A 19327-nucleotide genomic window follows, 5' to 3' on the forward strand; every position below is an offset into this window, starting at 1 on the left:
AGCGGCGGACCGTGAGTGACCCTGGTGGCCCGGACGTGACGCAGGACTTGCGCGCACCCTGGGACGAAGACCCCGACGACCTGTACGAGCACGCGCCGTGCGGGTATCTGACCACGCTTCCCGACGGCACGATCGTCCGGGTCAACCAGACGTTCCTGAGCTGGACGGGCTTCACCCGCGGAGAGCTGGTCGGCCACCGGCGCTTCCGCGACCTGCTCACCTCGGGCGGGCAGATCTATCACGAGACCCACTACGCGCCGCTGCTGCGCATGCAGGACGAGGTGCACGAGCTGGCCTTCGACCTGGTCTGCGCCGACGGCCGGCAGCTGCCCGCCCTGGTCAACTCGGTGCTGGGCCGCGACGCCGCGGGGCAGCCCCGGGCCATCCGCACGACGGTCTTCAACGCGAGCGAGCGCCGGCAGTACGAGAAGGAGCTGCTGCTGGCGCGGCAGGTCGCCGAGGCCTCCGAGCGCCGGGTCCGGGTGCTGCAGCAGATCGTGGCCGACCTGGCCGCCGCGCCGACCGAGGCCGAGGTGGCCGAGGCCGTGGTGCGCGCGCCCGAGTCCGCCTTCGGCGCGGCCAGCAGCAGCATCTATCTGGTCGACCCCGAGCGCGACACGATCTACGCCGTCGCCTCGACCGACCCGACCACCGGCAACTGGGACGACATGGCCCGCACCTCGGCGCGGGCGGTGGCCCGGGTCGCCGAGCGCGGTGACCTGCACGTCGTCGCGTCGGTCGCCGAGGCCCGCGAGCACTTTCCCGACCTGGTCGAGAGCATGCGCCGCTCGGGCCGCAACACCGTGGTGCTGCTGCCGCTGACCACCGGCCCGGCCGACGAGCACGCCGGGCTCGAGACGCTGGGTGTGCTCGCGTTCAGCTTCAAGGGCGAGCGCGTCCTGACCGACGGCGAGCTGCGGGTCGTCCGCCTGCTCGGCCAGCAGGCGGGCCAGGCGCTCGACCGGGCCCGGCTCTACGACGACGTCCGCCGCCGCGAGGAACGGTCGATCTTCCTGGCCGAGACCACCCGCTCGCTCGACGAGCTGCACCGGCTGCTGCCGCGCACCCGGCGCCTGATCGACCGGGTGGTGCCCGAGATCGCCGACTGGGCCGAGGTGCGGCTGCAGGTGGGCGCGAACCCGGTCGTCGAGACCGGCGGCGGCCCGCGCCCCGACGAGGAGCTGCTCACCCAGCGCCTGGGCAAGGTGGCGGCGAGCGGCGAGCCGAAGTTCCCGGCCGACGGCGACCAGCTGGACTGCTCGGTGCTGCCGCTGACCGCCCGCGGGCTCGTGCTGGGCACGCTGGCCCTGCGGATGGCGCCCGACCGGCGGGGCCTCGCGGCCGAGCGCGCGTTCCTCGTCGAGCTGGCCGACCGGGCCGGGCTCGCGCTCGAGAACGCCCGGCTCTACGAGCAGGAGCGGCAGATCGCCCGGACGCTGCAGCGCAGCCTGCTCGCCGGTGACCTGCCGGGCGGCGACCCCCGGTTCGCCGTCGAGACCCACTATCAGGCGGCCGCGCAGGATCTGGAGGTCGGCGGCGACTGGTTCGACGCCTTCCTGATCACCCGCGACAAGCTGGCCCTGGTGGTCGGCGACGTGGTCGGCCGGGGAATAGAGGCCGCCACCACGATGGGCCAGCTGCGCAGCGCCGTACGGGCCCTGGCGTCGAACGAGGCCGGCCCGGCGCGGCTGATCGAGGGGCTGGACCGATTCGTCGAGCGGGTCGAGGCGGCCCGCATGGCCACGGTGGCGTACGTGGAGCTCGACCTGACCTCCGGCGAGGTGGCGTATTCGTGCGCCGGCCATCTTCCGCCGCTGCTGCAGGAGCCGGCCGGATCACCGGAATACCTGCTGCAGGCCCGCTCGGCCGCGCTCGGCTCCAAGGCCGGCAACCGGGTGCGCACGGAGCACCGCCGCAAGCTGCCCGCCGGCAGTCGCCTGCTGCTCTACACCGACGGCCTGATCGAGCGGCGCAGCCGGTCCATCGAGAAGGGCTTCGAGCTGCTGGCCCGCGAGTACGCGAGGCGCCGGGACGCGCCGCTGCAGGGGCTCGCGGCCGGGCTGGCCGACACCCTGGTCGGGCGCGACCACACCGACGACGTCTGCATGCTCTGCGTGACGCTGGGCACCGAGGAGCGCATCGAGCGCTCCATCGGCGCCGACCGCCTGCAGATCGCCCTGCTCCGCGCCGACCTGCGGGCCTGGCTGGTCGCCCACGAGGTCGAACCGGAGTGCCGCGACGCCGTGCTGCTCGCTTGCTCCGAGGCGGTGGCGAACGCGATCGAGCACGGCTATCGTGACGACCCGTTCGGGATGATCGATGTCGTGGCGACAGTGACTGACGATGCGGTCGAGGTTCGGGTCACCGATCGGGGCACGTGGCGTGGCCCGGTCAGCGACGTGTCTCGCGGCCGGGGCCTGCAGCTGATCAGGGAATCCATGGATCAGGTGCTGTTCGACCGCAGCGACGGCACCACGGTCACGATGCGACGGGGCCGCCGGGAGGCGTCGTAATGGAGTTCACGCGTGGCGGGCGTCCGGTGCCCATGGGGCAGCTGGAGCGCTGGGTCACGTTCTCGACGTTCGGCGATGCCGAGCTGGTCTCGCTGACCGGCGAGATCGACCTGGCCAACGCGCCCGAGATCGGCAAGGCGATCATCGAGCGGATCGAGAAGGCCGGGAAGGTGCTGATCGACCTGACCACCGTCTCGTTCCTCGACAGCGCCGGGGTCCGCCTGCTCGACGCGCTGATCGGCGACTGCCACGACCATGCGATCCCGGCCCGGCTGGTGGTGGGGGAGACCGGCGCCGCCCGGATGACCCTCCAGCTGTGCGCCTTCCGCGAGGACGTGCTGGCCACCGATCTCGACAGGGCCGCGGCGGATCTTACGGGTTAGCCCGCGTACCCTAGAGGCCCATGAGCGTACGTTCCGTCTTCCCGCAGCTCGAGCAGCTGCTGCCCCGGGTCAGCAAGCCGATCCAGTACGTGGGCGGCGAGCTCGGCGCCGTCGTCAAGGACTGGGACGCCACCACGGTCCGGTGGGCGCTGATGTATCCCGACGCGTACGAGGTGGGTCTGCCCAACCAGGGCGTCCAGATCCTCTACGAGGTGCTCAACGAGCAGGACGACGTGCTGGCCGAGCGCACCTACGCGGTGTGGCCCGACCTCGAGGCTCTGATGAAGGAGCACGGCGTCCCGCAGTTCACCGTCGACGCGCATCGCCCGGTCAAGGCGTTCGACGTGCTGGGGCTCTCGTTCGCGACCGAGCTCGGCTACACCAACATGCTCTCCGCGCTCGAGCTGGCGGGCATCCCGCTGGACAGCGCCGACCGTGGTGACGACGACCCGATCGTCCTCGCCGGCGGCCACGCCAGCTTCAATCCGGAGCCGATCGCCGACTTCATCGACGCCGCCGTGCTCGGCGACGGCGAGGAGGCCGTCCTCGAGATCACCGGCATCATCCGGGAGTGGAAGGCCGAGGGCCGCCCGGGTGGCCGCGACGAGCTGCTGCTGCGTCTCGCCCGCACCGAGAGCATCTACGTCCCCCGCTTCTACGACGTCGACTACCTCGCCGACGGCCGCATCCAGCGTGTGGTGCCCAACCGCCCCGACGTCCCGTTCCGCGTGGCCAAGCGCACGACCATGGATCTCGACGCCTGGCCCTACCCCAAGAAGCCCCTGGTCCCGCTGGCCGAGACGGTCCACGAGCGGTATGCGGTGGAGATCTTCCGCGGCTGCACGCGGGGCTGCCGGTTCTGCCAGGCCGGCATGATCACCCGCCCGGTGCGGGAGCGGTCGATCACCACGGTCGGCCAGATGATCAAGGAGGGCCTCGAGTTCTCCGGCTTCAGCGAGGTCGGCCTGCTCTCGCTGTCCAGCGCCGACCACTCCGAGATCGGCGACATGTGCTCCGGCCTGGCCGAGCAATACGAGGGCACCAACGTCTCGCTGTCGCTGCCGTCCACCCGCGTCGACGCCTTCAACATCGACCTGGCCCAGGAGCTGTCGAAGAACGGCCGCCGGACGGGCCTGACCTTCGCGCCCGAGGGCGGCTCCGAGCGCATCCGCAAGGTCATCAACAAGATGGTGACCGAGGAGGATCTGCTCCGCACGGTCGTCACCGCCTATTCCAACGGCTGGCGGCAGGTCAAGCTCTACTTCATGTGCGGCCTGCCCACCGAGACCGACGACGACGTGCTGCAGATCGGCCGGATGGCCCACGAGGTGATCAAGGCCGGCCGGATCGCCGCGGGCACCAAAGACATCCGCTGCACGGTGTCGATCGGCGGGTTCGTGCCCAAGCCGCACACCCCGTTCCAGTGGGCGCCGATGGAGCGTCCCGAGGTGATCGACGCCCGCCTCCAGCTGCTCAAGCAGGAGATCAACTCCGACCGGTCGCTCGGCCGGGCCATCGGCTACCGCTATCACGACGGCGAGCCGTCGCTGATCGAGGGCCTGCTCTCGCGCGGCGACCGGCGGGTCGGCGCGGTCATCCGCCGGGTCTGGGAGAAGGGCGGCCGCTTCGACGGCTGGAGCGAGCACTTCTCGTACGCCCGGTGGGTCGAGGCCTGCGCCGAGGTGCTCCCGCAGTTCGGGGTCGACCTCGACTGGTTCACGACCCGCGAGCGCGAGCAGGCCGAGGTGCTGCCCTGGGATCACCTCGACTCGGGCCTCGACAAGGACTGGCTCTGGCAGGACTGGCAGGACTCCAAGAGCGAGTACGAGCAGGACGACTGCCGGTGGACCCCGTGCTTCGACTGCGGCGTCTGCCCGTCGATGGACACCGAGATCCAGATCGGCCCCACCGGCAAGAAGCTGCTCCCGCTGACCCCGGTGAACAATCTGCGGGTGCCGGCCTGACATGGCGAAGAATCAGCCCGTCGGCGGGCAGGCCCCGATCGTCCAGCGCATCCGTCTCCGTTACGCCAAGCGCGGCCCGTTGCGGTTCACCTCGCATCGCGACTTCGCACGGGCGTTCGAGCGGGCGCTGCGGCGCGGGGCCGTGCCCATCGCCTTCTCCCAGGGCTTCACCCCCCACCCCAAGATCTCGTATGCGAGCGCGGCGCCCACCGGCGTCGGCAGCGAGGCGGAATACCTCGAGATCGGCCTGCAGCGCGAGGTCGACCCCGAGCAGCTCCGCCTGGCCCTCGACGCCGCGCTCTCGCCCGGGCTCGACATCCTCGACGCGGTGGTGGCCGGGGCGGGCAGCCTGGCCGACCGGATCGACGCCTCGCGGTGGCTCCTGGAGCTGCCCGGGGTCGATCCGGCGGACGCCGCGGCGGCCGTCAAGGCGTTCACCGATCTCGACGAGGTGCTGGTCGAGCGCATGACCAAGCAGGGCCGGCGCTCGTTCGACGCCCGTCAGGCAGTGACGAGCATCGATGTGACCGAGCAGTCCGCCATACCTTCCGAGGCGGACGGCGCACCGTGTGCGATAATCGACCTTGTCGTACGACAGGTGACGCCCGCCGTGCGACCCGATGACGTCCTTTCCGGCCTGCGCGTAGCGGCGGGCCTGGAGCCGCCGGTGCCCCCACGGGTGACCCGGCTGGCCCAGGGCACGCTCACCGCACAGGGGGAGATCATCGATCCGTTGGACGCGGATCGTGATCCGGCCCTTCCGGTTTAAGGCACGCTTCGTCGGAGGGCGCTGGCCGCAGCCGGCGTCCGGTTGACAGACTTCGGCAGCCCTCCGCTCACCCGGTGGGACCGAAAAACTTGCGGCGACCCTGCGTGGCAGCGCTCAAACGCGCCCGGGGCCGCCAGAACTGGAGAGCGCCCCATGCTCGATAACGAGCCCCAAGACAACTTGGGAGACCAGGGCGGCGAAGGGGCCGGAGCTTCCACTCCGCCCGAGACCGCCGCCACCACCACCCCCGCGCGCAAGCGGGCCCCGCGTCGTAAAGCCGCGGCGCCGGCCGCCGCTGCGGAGCCGGGCCAGGCCGACGAGGCCGCGGCCTCGTCGCCGGCCGCCGAGGAGGCGCCGGCCGCGCCGGTGAAGAAGGCGACCCGCAGCCGGAAGAAGGCCGCCCCGGCCGCCGCGCCCGCCGCTCCGCCCGAGGAGGGCGAGGCCGAGGTCGCGCCGCCGGTCAAGAAGGCCACCCGCAGCCGCAAGAAGGCCGCCGCGCCCGTCGTGGCGGAAGAGCCCGCCGAGGCGCCGGCCGAGACCACACCGATCGCCGAGCCGCCCGCCCCGCCCGTGCGGGTCGAGGCCCTGGTCGAGGGCGAGGAGCCCACGGTCGAGGACGAGACCGCCGAGGAGGAGGCCACCGCGGAGGGCACGCCGATCATCGGCGTGATCCCGCTGGACGCCGACTTCGTCGAGGAGGAGAAGCCCGCCCCGCGTCGCGGACGCCGCGCGGCCGCCCTCCCGCCCGCCGTGCTGTTCATGCCGCCGGAGGCCACCGAGTCGGCCCCGGCTCCGGCCCGCCGCTCCCGCCGCGGCGCCACCCAGCCACCCGCGGCCGCCGAGCCCGCCGAGACCCTCGAGGCCGTGTCCGCGCCCGAGGCCGAGGTGGCCGAGCTGCCGATCGCCGTCGAGGAGCCGGCCGAGGCGCCCCGCCGGGGCCGGCGTCGCCGGCGCGGTGCGGCCGAGGAGCCCGCCGAGGCCGAGGTCGCCGAGGTGACCGCCCCGCCCGCCGAGGAGACGGTGGACGAGGCCGACGAGAGCGCCGACGACGTCGAGGACGGCGCCGAGGGCGATGACGAGGATGACGACGACGCGGCCGCGGGCCGTCGCCGCCGTCGCCGGGGCCGCCGTGGCCGCGGCCGGGGCAAGGGCCCGGCCGAGGACGGCGAGCAGGACGAGAACGAGGACGGCGCCGAGGCGTCCGCGGACGAGGAGTCCGAGGACGAGGAGGAGTCGGAGGACGGCGAGGGCGTGACCCGTCGTCGCCGTCGCCGCCGCCGCAAGGGCTCGGGCTCCGACGCCGAGACCGGGGGCATCGAGGACGGCGTGCACACCGTCGTGCGGGTGCGCGAGCCCCGGCGTACGGACGAGGTGCAGGGCGTCTCGGGCTCGACCCGGCTCGAGGCCAAGCGCCAGCGCCGCCGCGACGGCCGTGAGCAGCGCCGCACCCGGCCGCCGATCCTGAGCGAGTCGGAGTTCCTGGCCCGTCGCGAGGCGGTCGACCGGGTGATGGTCGTGCGCCAGAAGCCCGACCGCACCCAGATCGCCGTGCTCGAGGACGGCATCCTGGTCGAGCACTACGTGTCGCGCAGCACCTCCGGCACCATGGTCGGCAACGTCTACCTCGGCAAGGTGCAGAACGTGCTGCCCAGCATGGAGGCGGCGTTCGTCGACATCGGCCGGGGCCGCAACGCCGTGCTCTACGCGGGCGAGGTCAACTGGGACGCCACCGGGCTCGAGGGGCGGGCCCGCTCGATCGAGCAGGCGCTGCGCTCGGGCGACTCGGTGCTGGTGCAGGTGACCAAGGACCCGATCGGGCACAAGGGCGCCCGGCTGAGCAGCCACATCGCGCTCTCCGGCCGGCACCTGGTCTACGTGCCCAACGGCAACGCCTCCGGGATCAGCCGCAAGCTGCCCGACAACGAGCGCAAGCGCCTGCGGGACGTGCTCAAGAAGCTCGTGCCCGACGGCGCCGGCGTCATCGTGCGTACGGCGGCCGAGGGCGCCAGCGAGGACGACCTGGCCCGCGACGTCAAGCGGCTGCAGGCGCAGTGGGAGGAGATCCAGCGCAAGTCGGCCGAGGGCCACGCGCCGGTCGCCCTCTCGGAGGAGCCCGACCTGGTCATCCGGGTCGTGCGTGACCTCTTCAACGAGGACTTCCGCGAGCTCGTGGTGCAGGGCGACACGGCGTACGGCGAGCTGGAGAACTATCTCAACTCGGTCTCGCCCGACCTGCTGGAGCGCATGCACCGCTACACCGGCGGCGGGGACGTCTTCGCCGACCAGCGGATCGACGAGCAGATCCTCAAGGGCCTGGACCGCAAGGTGTTCCTGCCCTCGGGCGGCCACCTGGTCTTCGACCGCACCGAGGCGATGACGGTGGTCGACGTCAACACCGGTAAGTACACCGGGGCCGGCGGCAACCTCGAGGAGACGGTGACCCGCAACAACCTCGAGGCGGCGGAGGAGATCGTCCGGCAGCTGCGGCTGCGCGACCTCGGCGGCATCGTGGTCATCGACTTCATCGACATGGTGCTCGAGAGCAACCGCGAGCTGGTGCTGCGGCGGCTGACCGAATGCCTGGGCCGCGACCGCACCAAGCACCAGGTCACCGAGATCACCTCGCTCGGCCTGGTGCAGATGACCCGCAAGCGGATCGGGTCGGGGCTGCTCGAGGCGTTCAGCGAGACCTGTGACCACTGCAAGGGCCGCGGCGTGCTGATCCACACCGAGCCGGTGCCGGAGAAGCGGACCAACGGCGGCGGCGCGGGCAACCAGGTCAAGGCGGTCGCGGCGGCGGCGCGGACGGAGCAGGCTCCGGCGCAGCAGCAGCAGCCGGCGGGCAAGTCACGGCGGCGGCGCGGCGGTGGCGGTGGCGGCGAGACCGCGGTGACCGAGCCGGTCGTCGAGGAGACCGTCGTCGTCGAGGCCGAGCCGGCGCTCGCGGTGGAGGCCACGCCCGAGCCCGCACGGCAGCCGGAGGGCGACGACCCGGTGGCCGAGACCGCCGGGCTGCCTCCGGTGGCCGGCTCGGGCATCGTGACCGGTCGCCCGGCGCTGACCAAGGCCGACCCCGCCGACGACTACGACATCAGCGGGTACGACCTGTCCCGGTACGAGTCGGCCGCCCCGCCCGCGCCCGAGCCGGAGCCGTTGCGGCTGACCGGCGCGGACGACCCGGACGCGGCCGACGACGACGAGGACGACGAGGACGACGACGAGCCCGTGGGTGCGGGCGCCGGGGGACGGCGCCGCTCGCGGCGGGGTGGCGCGCGCAGGCGTACGCGACCCTGATCGAAGGCTGATCGACGGGGAGCGGTTCGGTAAAGAAAGTTAACTGACCGGGCCGCTCTTGTCGTGATGTCGGTTACTCTCTCGGGATCCCCCCTTTCCCCGAGGAGACCGACCCCCCATGCGCCGCATCTCCCCGCGCAAGGGCCTCGCCGTGTGCGTCGCCCTGAGCGCCCTGACCTTCACCGCCGCCTGTTCCGGCGACGCGAGCTCCGACGCCGCCGCTCCGGCCGCTGTCCCGGCCACCGGCGCCTCCGCCGTCCCGCCGGCGCCGGTCGACCCCTCCGTCGCGGCCGCGGCCGACGCGGCGCTCTCCGCCGACACCAAGCAGATCTGCGCCCAGGCCGAGCGGGCGACCGTCAGCTTCGGCGAGCTCTTCGTGGCCGACATGAAGCTGAAGATCGACGCGGCGGCCGACGGCACGGCGGCCAAGCAGCAGGCCGACAAGAAGATCGCGCGGGACGTCGAGAACTTCTCGTTCGCGCTGGCCGACATGGCCGGGCTGACCACCGACGCGCCGCTCAAGAAGGCCCTGACCGCGATGAGTGCGGAGGTCAAGGCGTTGAAGGGCGACGTCGCCAAGCTCGACACCGACCGGATGGCCGGGCTGACCGCTAAGCTGGACAAGGCCTGCGGCAAGGCCTGACCTGGGCCTGCGTGTGGCCCCGGTTTGGGATCGGCCCCACTCATGAAGTACGCTTTCGGACGGCGCTTTTCTGTGCGCCATGTTCTCGTGCCGGCCCCTGCGGGGCGTGTGCCGAAAACTTGCACCATCCGCCAAGCAGCGTTCCGCGCTGCGTAAGTCTCAGGGAGTCCGCGTCCGATGTACGCGATCGTCAAGACCGGCGGCAAGCAGTACAAGGTTGCCGAGGGCGACGTGATCGAGGTCGAGAAGCTCGCGGGTGTTCCCGGCGACTCGCTGACGCTCGCCGCAGTCCTCCTCGTCGACGGTGACAACCTGGTGACCGACGCGGCCAAGCTTGCCAAGGTGACGGTGTCCGGCGAGATCGCCGAGCACACCAAGGGTCCGAAGATCCGGATCCACAAGTTCAAGAACAAGACCGGTTACCACAAGCGCCAGGGGCACCGTCAGCCGCTGACGAAGATCAAGGTCACCGGCATCAAGAGCGGGAAGTAGGACCACTCATGGCTCACAAAAAGGGTGCATCCAGCTCCCGCAACGGTCGTGACTCCGCCGCTCAGCGGCTCGGTGTCAAGCGTTTCGGTGGCCAGCTGGTCAGCGCCGGCGAGATCCTGATCCGCCAGCGCGGCACGAAGTTCCACCCGGGCGACCTGGTCGGCCGCGGCGGCGACGACACGCTGTTCGCGCTCGCGACCGGCAATGTGCTGTTCGGCACGAAGCGCGGTCGCAAGACCGTCAGCATCGTTCCGGCTGCGGAGTAAGTTTGCTCTGAGCGGGCCGCGGACCTCCGGGTCCGCGGCCCGCTTTGCTTTTTCTTCCTCAAGGAGTTGCGCAGTGACCACGTTCGTCGATCGCGTCGTGCTGCACCTGCAGGCCGGTGACGGCGGGCATGGTTGCGTCTCGGTCCGCCGCGAGAAGTTCAAGCCGCTCGGCGGTCCCGACGGCGGCAACGGCGGGCACGGCGGCGGGATCACGCTGGTGGTCGACCCGCAGATCCACACGCTGCTCGACTTCCACTTCCACCCGCACGTCAAGGCGTCCAACGGCGGCGGCGGCGCGGGCGCCAACCGCGACGGCGCCAACGGCAAAGATCTGGTGCTCAAGGTGCCCGACGGCACGGTCGTGCTGACCGCCGACGGCGAGGTGCTGGCCGACCTGATCGGCGCCGGCACCACGTTCGAGGTGGCCCGCGGCGGCCGGGGCGGCCGGGGCAACGCCTCGCTGGCCAACACCCGCCGCAAGGTGCCGGGCTTCGCCGAGCTGGGCGAGCCGGGCGACGGCCTCGACGCCGTGCTCGAGCTCAAGAGCGTGGCCGACGTGGGCCTGGTCGGCTTCCCCTCGGCCGGCAAGTCGTCGCTGATCTCGGTCATCTCCGCGGCCAAGCCGAAGATCGCCGACTACCCGTTCACGACGCTGGTGCCCAACCTGGGCGTGGTGCAGGCCGGCGACGAGACCTTCACCGTGGCCGACGTGCCCGGCCTGATCCCGGGCGCGGCCACCGGCAAGGGCCTGGGCATGCAGTTCCTGCGGCACATCGAGCGCACGTCGGTGCTGGTGCACGTGCTCGACGCCGCGGCGCCCGAGATCGAGCGCGACCCGCTGGCCGACCTCGACGCGATCGAGGCGGAGCTCGCGGCGTACGGGGGGCTGGAGGAACGGCCCCGGCTCGTGGTGCTCAACAAGATCGACATCCCGGACGGCCGCGACCTGGCCGACATGGTCAAGCCCGACCTCGAGGCCCGGGGCTATCGCGTCTTCGAGGTCAGCGCGGTCACCCGCGAGGGTCTCAAGGAGCTGGTCTACGCGCTGGCCGAGACGGTCGCCCAGCACCGCCTCGAGAAGCCCGCGCCCGAGCCGAGCCGGACCATCGTGCGGCCCAAGGCGGTCGACGACTCCGGCTTCACGATCGAACAGGACGAGGCGGGCGTCTTCGTGGTGCGCGGGGCCAAGGTCGAGCGCTGGGTCCGCCAGACGAACTTCGACAACGACGAGGCCGTGGGCTTCCTGGCCGACCGGCTCGACCGGCTCGGCGTCGAGGAGGCTTTGGGCAAGAAGGGCGCCCAGGCCGGCGACCCGGTGCGGATCGGCGAGCGCGAGTTCGACTGGCAGCCCAACGCCGGCGAGTACGTGTCGGGCCCGCGCGGCACCGACATCCGCCTCGAGGACGAGAACCACCGCGCCTCGGCCGCCGACCGGCTCGCCGCCCGCAAGGCCCGCCGGGTCCGCTCGGACGACGAATTGCTGCACATGGCGCCCGACGGCACGGTCACGACGGTGTCGAACGCGCAACGTCCCGTCCTGGTTACTGATGAGGACGACACCGACGAATAGGGCGTAGGCCAGCTTCACGCAACCATCCGGAAAGGGAGGTTGCTTAGGGTCACGGGCGTGTTGATCGAAGCCAGGCCGCCCCTGGACCCCGAGCTGGCCGCCCTCGTCGCGGCTCAGCAGCACGAGGGTGGTTCGGCGTTCCGGCCCGACGACCGCGCCGCGTATTTCGTCGGGCTCGTCGACGGCCGCGCCGTGGCCTGCGGAGCCTGGCAGCCGCTGCCGGAATCGGACGTGGCCGAGCTCAACCGCCTCTACGTGCGCCCGTCCTTCCGGGGCCGCGGGCTGGCCCGGCAGATGATCGTGACGATCGAGGAGGAGGCGCTCGCCGCGAGCCGGCCCGTCATGCGCCTGACGGCCGCCCTGTCGCCCGCGGCGATCGCCCTGTTCCAGTCGTCCGGCTACCACCTGGTGGCCGGCCGCGACGTGCTCGAGAAGCGCCTGGTGGCGTTAGTCCAATAGGCCAATGGCGGCGCGGGTACGACGTACGGTTTCGGTCGCCCGCGGCTGCACGGACGCCTTGCCCTTGGCGAGCACCTCGCGTACGTGGGAAGGGTCTTCGGACAGCTCGGCGTAGCGGGCCCTGATCGGCGCGAGCACCGCCTCGACGGCGTCGGTCACCTCCCGCTTGAGCGCGCCGTAGGACGTGAGCTCGCCGGGCTCGCGGCCGGAACAGGCCCGCAGGATCTCCAGCAGGTTGGTGACGCCGGGCTGGCCCTCCCGGTCGTGCCGCACAACGCCCGCGGTGTCGGTGACCGCCCGCGAGATGACCTTACGGATCGTCTCGGGCGGGTCGAGCAGCCCGATCCGGCCGGCGGGGGAGGGCGCGCTCTTGCTCATCTTGCGGGCGGGGTCGGCCAGGTCCATGATCCGCGCGGCCGACTCGGGGCGGATGCCCTCGGGCACCACGAAGGTCGCGCCGTAGCGTGCGTTGAAGCGGGTGGCGATCGTACGGGCGAGCTCGAGGTGTTGACTTTGATCCTCGCCGACCGGGACCTGGTCGACGTCGTGGACCAGGATGTCGGCCGCCATCAGCACGGGATAGGTGAGCAGGCTCAGCCGCACGGTGCCGCCCGCCCCGGACTTCTCCTTGAACTGGATCATGCGGGCCGCCTCGCCGTAGCCGGTCACGCATTCGAGCAGGTAGTGCAGTTCGGTGTGCTCGGGCACCTGGGAGTTGGCGATGATCGCGGTGCGCTGCGGGTCGACCCCCGCGGCGAGCAGCACGGTGGCGACGGTGAGCGTGTTCGCCCGTACGGTCTCGGGATCGTGCTCCATCGTGAGCGCGTGAAGATCGGCGATCATCGCGATCGAGGGTCTGTCCTGCGCCGCCACCAGCGGACGCATGGCGCCGATCAAGTTGCCGAGGTGCAGGTTGCCGGTGGGCTGGAAGCCGGTGAGCCGACGAGTCATGACTGTCCTCCGGGGTCAGGGACGCCCTTGCCCGGGACATGACAACGGCCGCCCGGGAGGGGCGGCCGCGAAGATGAATGCGCGTGTGGGTGAGCCGCCCGTCAGGGCAGCCACCAAGCGAGATTCGCGATGCGCATGGAACCCACGATAGCAGCGATCCGGCGCATATCGGATGATGGTCGGATGCCGAGCTTGACCCGCGCCGAGGCTACCGCCCGGGCCGCCACCGTCGCTGTCCACGAGTACGAGGTCGACCTCGACCTGACCGCCGAGGGGGACACCTTCGGCGCGCGAACGGTGGTGCGCTTCGCCGCCCGGGAGGGATCCTCGACGTTCCTCGAGTTCGAGCCCGTCTCGGTGACCAAGATGACGCTCAACGGCTCGCCGCTGCCCGAGTCGGTGCTGACCGACGGGCGGATCGAGCTGACCGGCCTGGCCGCGGCCAACGAGCTCGCCGTCGAGGCCGTCATGCGCTACTCGAACACCGGCGAGGGCCTGCACAAATACGCCGACCCGGCGGACGGCTCGACGTATCTCTACCAGCACATGTTCATCAACAATGCGGGCCGGATCCTGCCCGCGTTCGACCAGCCCGACCTCAAGGCGTCGTACCGGATCAGCGTCACCGCGCCGGCCGGCTGGCGGGTCGCGGCGAACGGGCCGCTGGTGTCGAGCCGGGACGGGCGCTGGGAGTTCGCGCCGACCAAGCCGATCCCGACCTATCTGTGCTCGCTCATCGCGGGGCCGTATCACGAGGTCACCGACTCGCACGACGGCATCCCGCTGGCCCTGTACGCGCGGGCCGCGCTGGCCGAGGCGCTCGAGGCCGACGCCGCCGAGATCTTCGAGATCACCAAGCAGTGCCTCGACCGCTTCCACGAGATCTTCGACATCCGCTACCCGTTCGGGCACTACCAGCAGGCGTTCGCCCCCGAGTTCAACTTCGGCGCGATGGAGTATCCGGGGCTCGTGGTGTTCCGCGACGAGTTCATCCACCGCTCGGCGGTCACCGAGGCCGAGCGCGAGCACCGGGCCAACGTGATCGCCCACGAGATGGCCCACATGTGGTTCGGCGACCTGGTCACCATGGCCTGGTGGGACGACCTGTGGCTGAACGAGTCGTTCGCGGAATACATGGGCACCCGGATCGCGGCCGAGGCGACCCGCTTCCCGGGCACGTGGACGACCTTCGCCATGCACCGCAAGGCGTGGGGGCTGCGGGCCGACCAGCACCCCTCGACCCACCCGGTGGCGCCGGCCGAGGTCGCCGACACCGACCAGGCGCTGCTCAACTTCGACGGCATCTCGTACGCCAAGGGCGCTGCCGTGCTCAAACAGCTGGTGGCGTGGGTGGGCGACGAGGCGTTCCGGGCCGGGGTGAACGCGCACTTCGCGGCGCACGCGTACGGCAACGCGACGCTGGCCGACCTGCTGGGCGCGCTCTCCGAGGCGAGCGGGCGCGACCTGACCGCCTGGGCCGACGTGTGGCTGCGCCGGGCCCAGGTCAACACGCTGCGGCTGACGGTCTCGGATTCCGGGGGCGCCTACGCCTCGGTGGCGGTGCTCCAGACCGCGCCCGACGCGCACCCGACGCTGCGTCCGCACCGGCTCGGCATCGGCCTGTGGGATCGCCGCCCCGACGGCACGGTGCACCGGCGCAAGCTGGTCGAGGTCGAGGTGGCGGCCACCGGCCGTACGGAGGTGCCCGAGCTGACCGGCGAGCCGGTGGCCGACCTGCTGCTGCTCAACGACGGTGACCTCACCTACGCGAAGATCCGGCTGGACGAGAAGTCGGAGGCCGCCGTCCCCGCCCTGCTGCCGCTGCTGGGCGACTCGCTGGCCCGGGCGGTGCTCTGGGCGGCCACGCTCGACGCGGTCGTCGACGGCGAGCGCCCGGTGGCCGAGCTGGTCACGCTCGTGCTGGCCGCGCTGCCGGTGGAGTCCGAGGTCGTCATCGTCGAGGACGTGCTGCGGGCCACCCGCAGCCTGGTCGACCGCTACTCCACCCCCGAGACCCGCCCGGCCGCTCTCGAACTGGTGGCGCAGGCCGCCGACCGGCTGCTCGCCGCCTCCGAGCCGGGCGGGTCGCGCCAGCTGGCCGCCGCCCGCGGCCTGATCGGCGCCACCGTCGACGCCGCCCGCCTGCACGACTGGCTGGCCGGGCGCGACGTGCCCGAGGCGCTGGCCGTCGACGCCGACCTGCGCTGGCTGATCGTCTATCGCCTGGCGGTGCTGGGCGCGGCCGGTCCCGACGTGATCGACGCCGAGTTCGCCCGCGACCGCAGCGCGACCGGCGAGCAGTGGGCCGCCCGTTGCCGGGCCGCCCGCCCGGACGCCGAGGCCAAGGCGGCCGCGTGGGCGTCGATCATCTCGGACGCCAAGCTGTCGAACCGGCTCGTCGAGATGACCGCCTCCGGCTTCTGGCAGGCCGAGCAGATCGACCTGGTCCGGCCGTACGTGGCCCGCTACTTCGCCGAGATGCCCGAGATGCTGCGGATCCGCAACGGCATGAGCGCCGAGCGGACGGCCGGGGCGGCCTACCCGAACGTGGTCGTCGAGCCGGAGACGCGGGAGCTGGCGGCCCGGCTGCTGGCCGACGACGACCTCGACCCGATCCTGCGGCGCGTGGTGCTCGACGCCGACGACGACCTGCGGAGGGCCCTGGCTGCGCGCTTCTGACCTTTGGTCCGGGTTTCCCCCGTTAGGGTGGGGCGTGGAGCAGACCGAGGATGTGCGCAACCAGCGGCTGGAGAGCCTGGGGCAGCTGGCCGGCGGGGTCGCGCACGACTTCAACAACATCCTCGGCGTGATCGTCAACTACGCGAGCTTCGTCGTCGAGGAGGCGGAGTCCGAGCGGCCCGACGTGCAGATGATCGCGGCCGACGCCCGGCAGGTCATCCGGGCCGGCGAGCGGGCCACCCACCTCACGCACCAGCTGCTCGCGTTCGCCCGGCGCGAGGTCGTGCGGCCCGAGCGGCTCGACCTCAACGAGTTCGTGGCCGGGCTCGAGGAGACGCTGCGCCGCACGATCGGGGAGCGCGTGGCCTTGATCGTCCGGCCCGGCGCGGGCCTGCCGCCGGTGCACTGCGACCCCGCCCAGATCGAGCAGCTGCTGGTCAACCTCGCGCACAACGCCCGCGACGCGATGCCCGCGGGCGGCAATCTGGTGATCGACACCGGCTGCGACGACGGCCGGGTGCGGCTGCGGGTCAGCGACTCGGGCCGGGGGATGAGCGCCGACGTCGCCGACCGGGCGTTCGAGCCGTTCTTCACCACCAAGCCCAGCGGCGAGGCGACCGGGCTGGGCCTGGCCATGGTCTACGGCATCGTCACCCAGGCCGGGGGCGAGGTCGGCATCTCGTCGTCGCCGGGGCTGGGCACCACCGTCACCGTGCTGCTGCCGCCGGCTTTGGGGGATTCCGCCCGCGTCGTCGCAGACCCGATCATCACCGACGGGCGCGGCGAGACGCTGCTGGTCGTCGACGACGAGGCGGGCCTGCGCGACGTGGCCGGGCGGATCCTCTCCGGCGCCGGCTACCGCGTGATCGCGGCCGAGGGCGGCACTGAGGCGCTGGCGCTGGCGGCCCGGCACGAGGGCTCGATCGACCTGCTGCTCAGCGACGTGGTGATGCCCGGAATGCTGGGCAAGGACCTGGCCGAGCGGCTGGTGATCGCCCGGCCGGACACACGGGTGCTCTACATGTCCGGTTACGCCCAGCCTGTCCTGCACTCCGAGGGCACGCTCGAGCCGGGGGTGGCGCTGCTCGAGAAGCCGTTCACCGCGGATGATCTGCTCACAGCCGTCCGTAAACGCCTCGACGGTTGATCTATATTCGTCTCGTGCCACAACGCCGGATCGGGATCATGGGTGGGACGTTCGACCCCATCCACCACGGTCACCTCGTCGCCGCGAGCGAGGTGCAGGCCCGCTTCGACCTCGACGAGGTCGTCTTCGTGCCCACCGGCTCCCCGTACGAGAAGGGCCGGGTCTCGCCGGCCGAGGACCGCTATCTGATGACGGTCATCGCCACCGCGTCGAACCCGCGCTTCCACGTCAGCCGGGCCGACATCGACCGCGACGGTCCCACCTACACCATCGACACCCTGCGCGACATGCGGGCGGTCTACGGCGCCGACGCGTCGCTGTTCTTCATCACCGGCGCGGACGCGCTCAACCGCATCCTGGGCTGGAAGGACGCGCTCGAGATGTTCGCCGCCGCGCACTTCGTCGGGGTGACCCGCCCGGGGTTCGAGCTCACCGACGATCACCTCCCGGAGGACAGCGTCACCCTGATCGAGGTGCCGGCCATGGCCATTTCGTCTACGGCCTGCCGCGAGCGCGTGGCCAAGGGCGAACCGGTGTGGTATCTGGTGCCCGACGGTGTCGTGCAATACATCAACAAGCGGGGCCTCTATCGGGGCTCGGGGAATGTCACACCGGTGTGAGAGGCTTGAAGGACCAGAAACCCTACCGAGGGGACACTCTTGCCCGTCAGCGAACGCGCTCTTGAACTGGCGATGACGGCCGCACAGGCCGCCGCCGACAAGAAGGCGCAAGACATCGTCGTGATCGATGTCGGCGACCAGCTCTACATCACCGACGCGTTCGTGATCGCCTCGGCGTCCAACGAGCGCCAGGTCATCGCGATCGTCGACGCCATCGAGGAAGCCCTGCTCAACCTGCCCGAGAAGGCCAAGCCCGTGCGTCGTGAGGGCGAGCGCCAGGGCCGGTGGGTGCTGCTCGACTACGTCGACATCGTCGTCCACATCCAGCACGTCGAGGAGCGCGAGTTCTACGCCCTCGACAAGCTCTGGAAGGACTGCCCCACGGTCCCGTTCGTCGACCGCGACATGGTCGAGGCCGACGCGTCGTGACGCGCTTGATCGTCTGGCGGCACGGCAACACCGATTGGAACGCCGCCAACCGCGTCCAGGGGCAGACCGACGTCGAGCTCAACGCGCTCGGCCGCCAGCAGGCCGTCGACGCGGCCGAGATCCTGGTCAAGCTGAAACCCGACGCGCTCGTCTCGAGCGACCTCAAGCGCGCGTCCGACACGGCCGCGGCCCTCGGCGCGCTCACCGGGCTGTCGATCAGCTACGACAAACGCCTCCGCGAGCGCTATTTCGGCGCCTGGCAGGGGCTGACCATGCCCGAGGTCGCCGCGACGTTCCCCGAGCAGCACGCCCGCTGGACGGCCGGTCACGAGGTCGGCGGCGACGTCGAGACCCTCGAGGAGCTGGGCCGGCGGGTGGCCGACGGGCTGCGTGACGCGGCCGCCCAGGCGCCCGGGGGCACGGTCGTGGTCGCGACGCACGGCGCCGGCGCCCGGCAGGGCATCGGGCACCTGCTCGGCTGGCCGATCGAGCAGCTGCGCACCCTGCGTGCCCTGCAGAATTGTCACTGGGTCGAGCTCACCCTGGACGACAAGCGTGGCTGGCAGGTCGCGGCCTACAACGTGGGCCCGTTCAGCGACCGGCCGGTGCCGCCGCCCGTCTGAACCCCTCCGGCCCGCTGAATCCTTCGCGCGGGGGAACCGCCGATGATCCGGTAGCGTCCAAGCATCATGGTGACTCGTACCGTTCCCGCCGTATTGCTCCTGCTGCTCGTCGCGGCCGGCTGCGCCAACAACGCGAGCGAGACCGGCGCCGCCGCCCCGGCGCCCTCGCCCTCGGCGTCGGACGTGGTCGACCTGCCCGTGCCCACCGCCAAGACCACCGGCCCGGCCGGCGAGCCCTCGGGGCGGCCCAACGCCGGCGCCAAGACCATCACCGGCACGGTGACCGCCGGAGTCGAGCCGAACTGCCTGCTCCTCAGCGACGCCGAGGGCTCCCACCTGCTGATCTTCGACGACCCGGCGATGCGCACCGACGCCGCCGTGGGCAGCAAGGTCAAGATCTCCGGTCGTTCCGAGCCCGGCATGATGTCGACCTGCCAGCAGGGTGTGCCGTTCATCGTGACGTCCGTCGAGAAGGGGTGACCCCCGCGCTCACCTGGGCATGTTTCGATCGGCTACCGTGCCCGC

17 protein-coding genes are annotated in these 19327 nt (G+C 71.8%); 16 read left to right on the plus strand and 1 reads right to left on the minus strand.

Annotated features, from left to right (window positions below; genetic code table 11):
* Window positions 1–11 precede the first annotated feature (11 nt).
* From JKJ07_RS17415 to JKJ07_RS17460, 10 genes are all read left to right on the plus strand, one after another.
* Window positions 12–2513, plus strand: a complete 2502-nt coding sequence (locus JKJ07_RS17415) for a SpoIIE family protein phosphatase (RefSeq protein ID WP_307834305.1) — start codon at window positions 12–14, stop codon at window positions 2511–2513.
* Window positions 2513–2896 carry an STAS domain-containing protein gene (locus JKJ07_RS17420; RefSeq protein WP_236029286.1) on the plus strand — a complete coding sequence of 128 codons (384 nt, stop codon included), beginning with the start codon at window positions 2513–2515 and terminating at the stop codon, window positions 2894–2896. The genes JKJ07_RS17415 and JKJ07_RS17420 overlap by 1 nt, the downstream gene beginning before the upstream one ends.
* Before the next feature lie 20 nt (window positions 2897–2916).
* Entirely contained in the window at window positions 2917–4860 is a 1944-nt protein-coding gene (locus JKJ07_RS17425; protein ID WP_202992653.1) for a TIGR03960 family B12-binding radical SAM protein, read from the plus strand.
* A gap of 1 nt (window position 4861) precedes the next feature.
* Window positions 4862–5629, plus strand: a complete 768-nt coding sequence (locus tag JKJ07_RS17430) for a TIGR03936 family radical SAM-associated protein (protein WP_202992654.1) — start codon at window positions 4862–4864, stop codon at window positions 5627–5629.
* A 153-nt stretch (window positions 5630–5782) separates the two neighbouring features.
* Window positions 5783–8923 carry an Rne/Rng family ribonuclease gene (locus JKJ07_RS17435; RefSeq protein WP_202992655.1) on the plus strand — a complete coding sequence of 1047 codons (3141 nt, stop codon included), beginning with the start codon at window positions 5783–5785 and terminating at the stop codon, window positions 8921–8923.
* Window positions 8924–9041: 118 nt separating this feature from the next.
* Window positions 9042–9566, plus strand: coding sequence for a hypothetical protein (locus JKJ07_RS17440; protein ID WP_202992656.1), 525 nt, complete (start codon window positions 9042–9044; stop codon window positions 9564–9566).
* A gap of 177 nt (window positions 9567–9743) precedes the next feature.
* Window positions 9744–10058, plus strand: a complete 315-nt coding sequence (gene rplU / locus JKJ07_RS17445; RefSeq protein ID WP_184953202.1) for a 50S ribosomal protein L21 — start codon at window positions 9744–9746, stop codon at window positions 10056–10058.
* Between the two features lie 8 nt (window positions 10059–10066).
* The gene (gene rpmA / locus JKJ07_RS17450) at window positions 10067–10324 is read left to right on the plus strand and encodes a 50S ribosomal protein L27 (RefSeq protein ID WP_184953201.1); all 258 of its coding nucleotides are present in this window, start codon (window positions 10067–10069) and stop codon (window positions 10322–10324) included.
* 73 nt (window positions 10325–10397) lie between these two features.
* Entirely contained in the window at window positions 10398–11894 is a 1497-nt protein-coding gene (obgE, locus tag JKJ07_RS17455; RefSeq protein WP_202992657.1) for a GTPase ObgE, read from the plus strand.
* A gap of 57 nt (window positions 11895–11951) precedes the next feature.
* Window positions 11952–12353, plus strand: a complete 402-nt coding sequence (locus tag JKJ07_RS17460) for a GNAT family N-acetyltransferase (protein WP_202992658.1) — start codon at window positions 11952–11954, stop codon at window positions 12351–12353.
* On the opposite strand, the gene trpS is transcribed toward JKJ07_RS17460, so the two are convergent.
* The gene (trpS, locus tag JKJ07_RS17465; RefSeq protein ID WP_202992659.1) at window positions 12342–13304 is read right to left on the minus strand and encodes a tryptophan--tRNA ligase; all 963 of its coding nucleotides are present in this window, start codon (window positions 13302–13304) and stop codon (window positions 12342–12344) included. The two genes, JKJ07_RS17460 and trpS, sit on opposite strands and share 12 nt — an antisense overlap.
* A 183-nt stretch (window positions 13305–13487) precedes the next feature.
* Between trpS and pepN the strand changes: the two genes are divergently transcribed.
* From pepN to JKJ07_RS17495, 6 genes are all read left to right on the plus strand, one after another.
* Window positions 13488–15983 carry an aminopeptidase N gene (gene pepN, locus JKJ07_RS17470; protein ID WP_202992660.1) on the plus strand — a complete coding sequence of 832 codons (2496 nt, stop codon included), beginning with the start codon at window positions 13488–13490 and terminating at the stop codon, window positions 15981–15983.
* A gap of 34 nt (window positions 15984–16017) precedes the next feature.
* Window positions 16018–17130, plus strand: a complete 1113-nt coding sequence (locus tag JKJ07_RS17475) for an ATP-binding protein (RefSeq protein WP_307834306.1) — start codon at window positions 16018–16020, stop codon at window positions 17128–17130.
* 14 nt (window positions 17131–17144) lie between these two features.
* Complete coding sequence (nadD, locus tag JKJ07_RS17480) at window positions 17145–17750, plus strand: nicotinate-nucleotide adenylyltransferase (RefSeq protein ID WP_307834307.1); 606 nt, start codon at window positions 17145–17147, stop codon at window positions 17748–17750.
* 39 nt (window positions 17751–17789) lie between these two features.
* Window positions 17790–18179: a ribosome silencing factor gene (rsfS, locus tag JKJ07_RS17485; RefSeq protein ID WP_202992661.1), complete on the plus strand. Its 390-nt coding sequence runs from the start codon at window positions 17790–17792 to the stop codon at window positions 18177–18179.
* The gene (locus JKJ07_RS17490) at window positions 18176–18802 is read left to right on the plus strand and encodes a histidine phosphatase family protein (RefSeq protein WP_202992662.1); all 627 of its coding nucleotides are present in this window, start codon (window positions 18176–18178) and stop codon (window positions 18800–18802) included. The genes rsfS and JKJ07_RS17490 overlap by 4 nt, the downstream gene beginning before the upstream one ends.
* Window positions 18803–18868: 66 nt before the next feature.
* Window positions 18869–19282, plus strand: coding sequence for a hypothetical protein (locus JKJ07_RS17495; protein WP_202992663.1), 414 nt, complete (start codon window positions 18869–18871; stop codon window positions 19280–19282).
* The last annotated feature ends 45 nt before the right edge of the window (window positions 19283–19327 follow it).

Origin of the sequence: Paractinoplanes lichenicola (assembly GCF_016785085.1) — a bacterium.
GTDB classification, from domain to species: Bacteria; Actinomycetota; Actinomycetes; order Mycobacteriales; family Micromonosporaceae; genus Actinoplanes; species Actinoplanes lichenicola.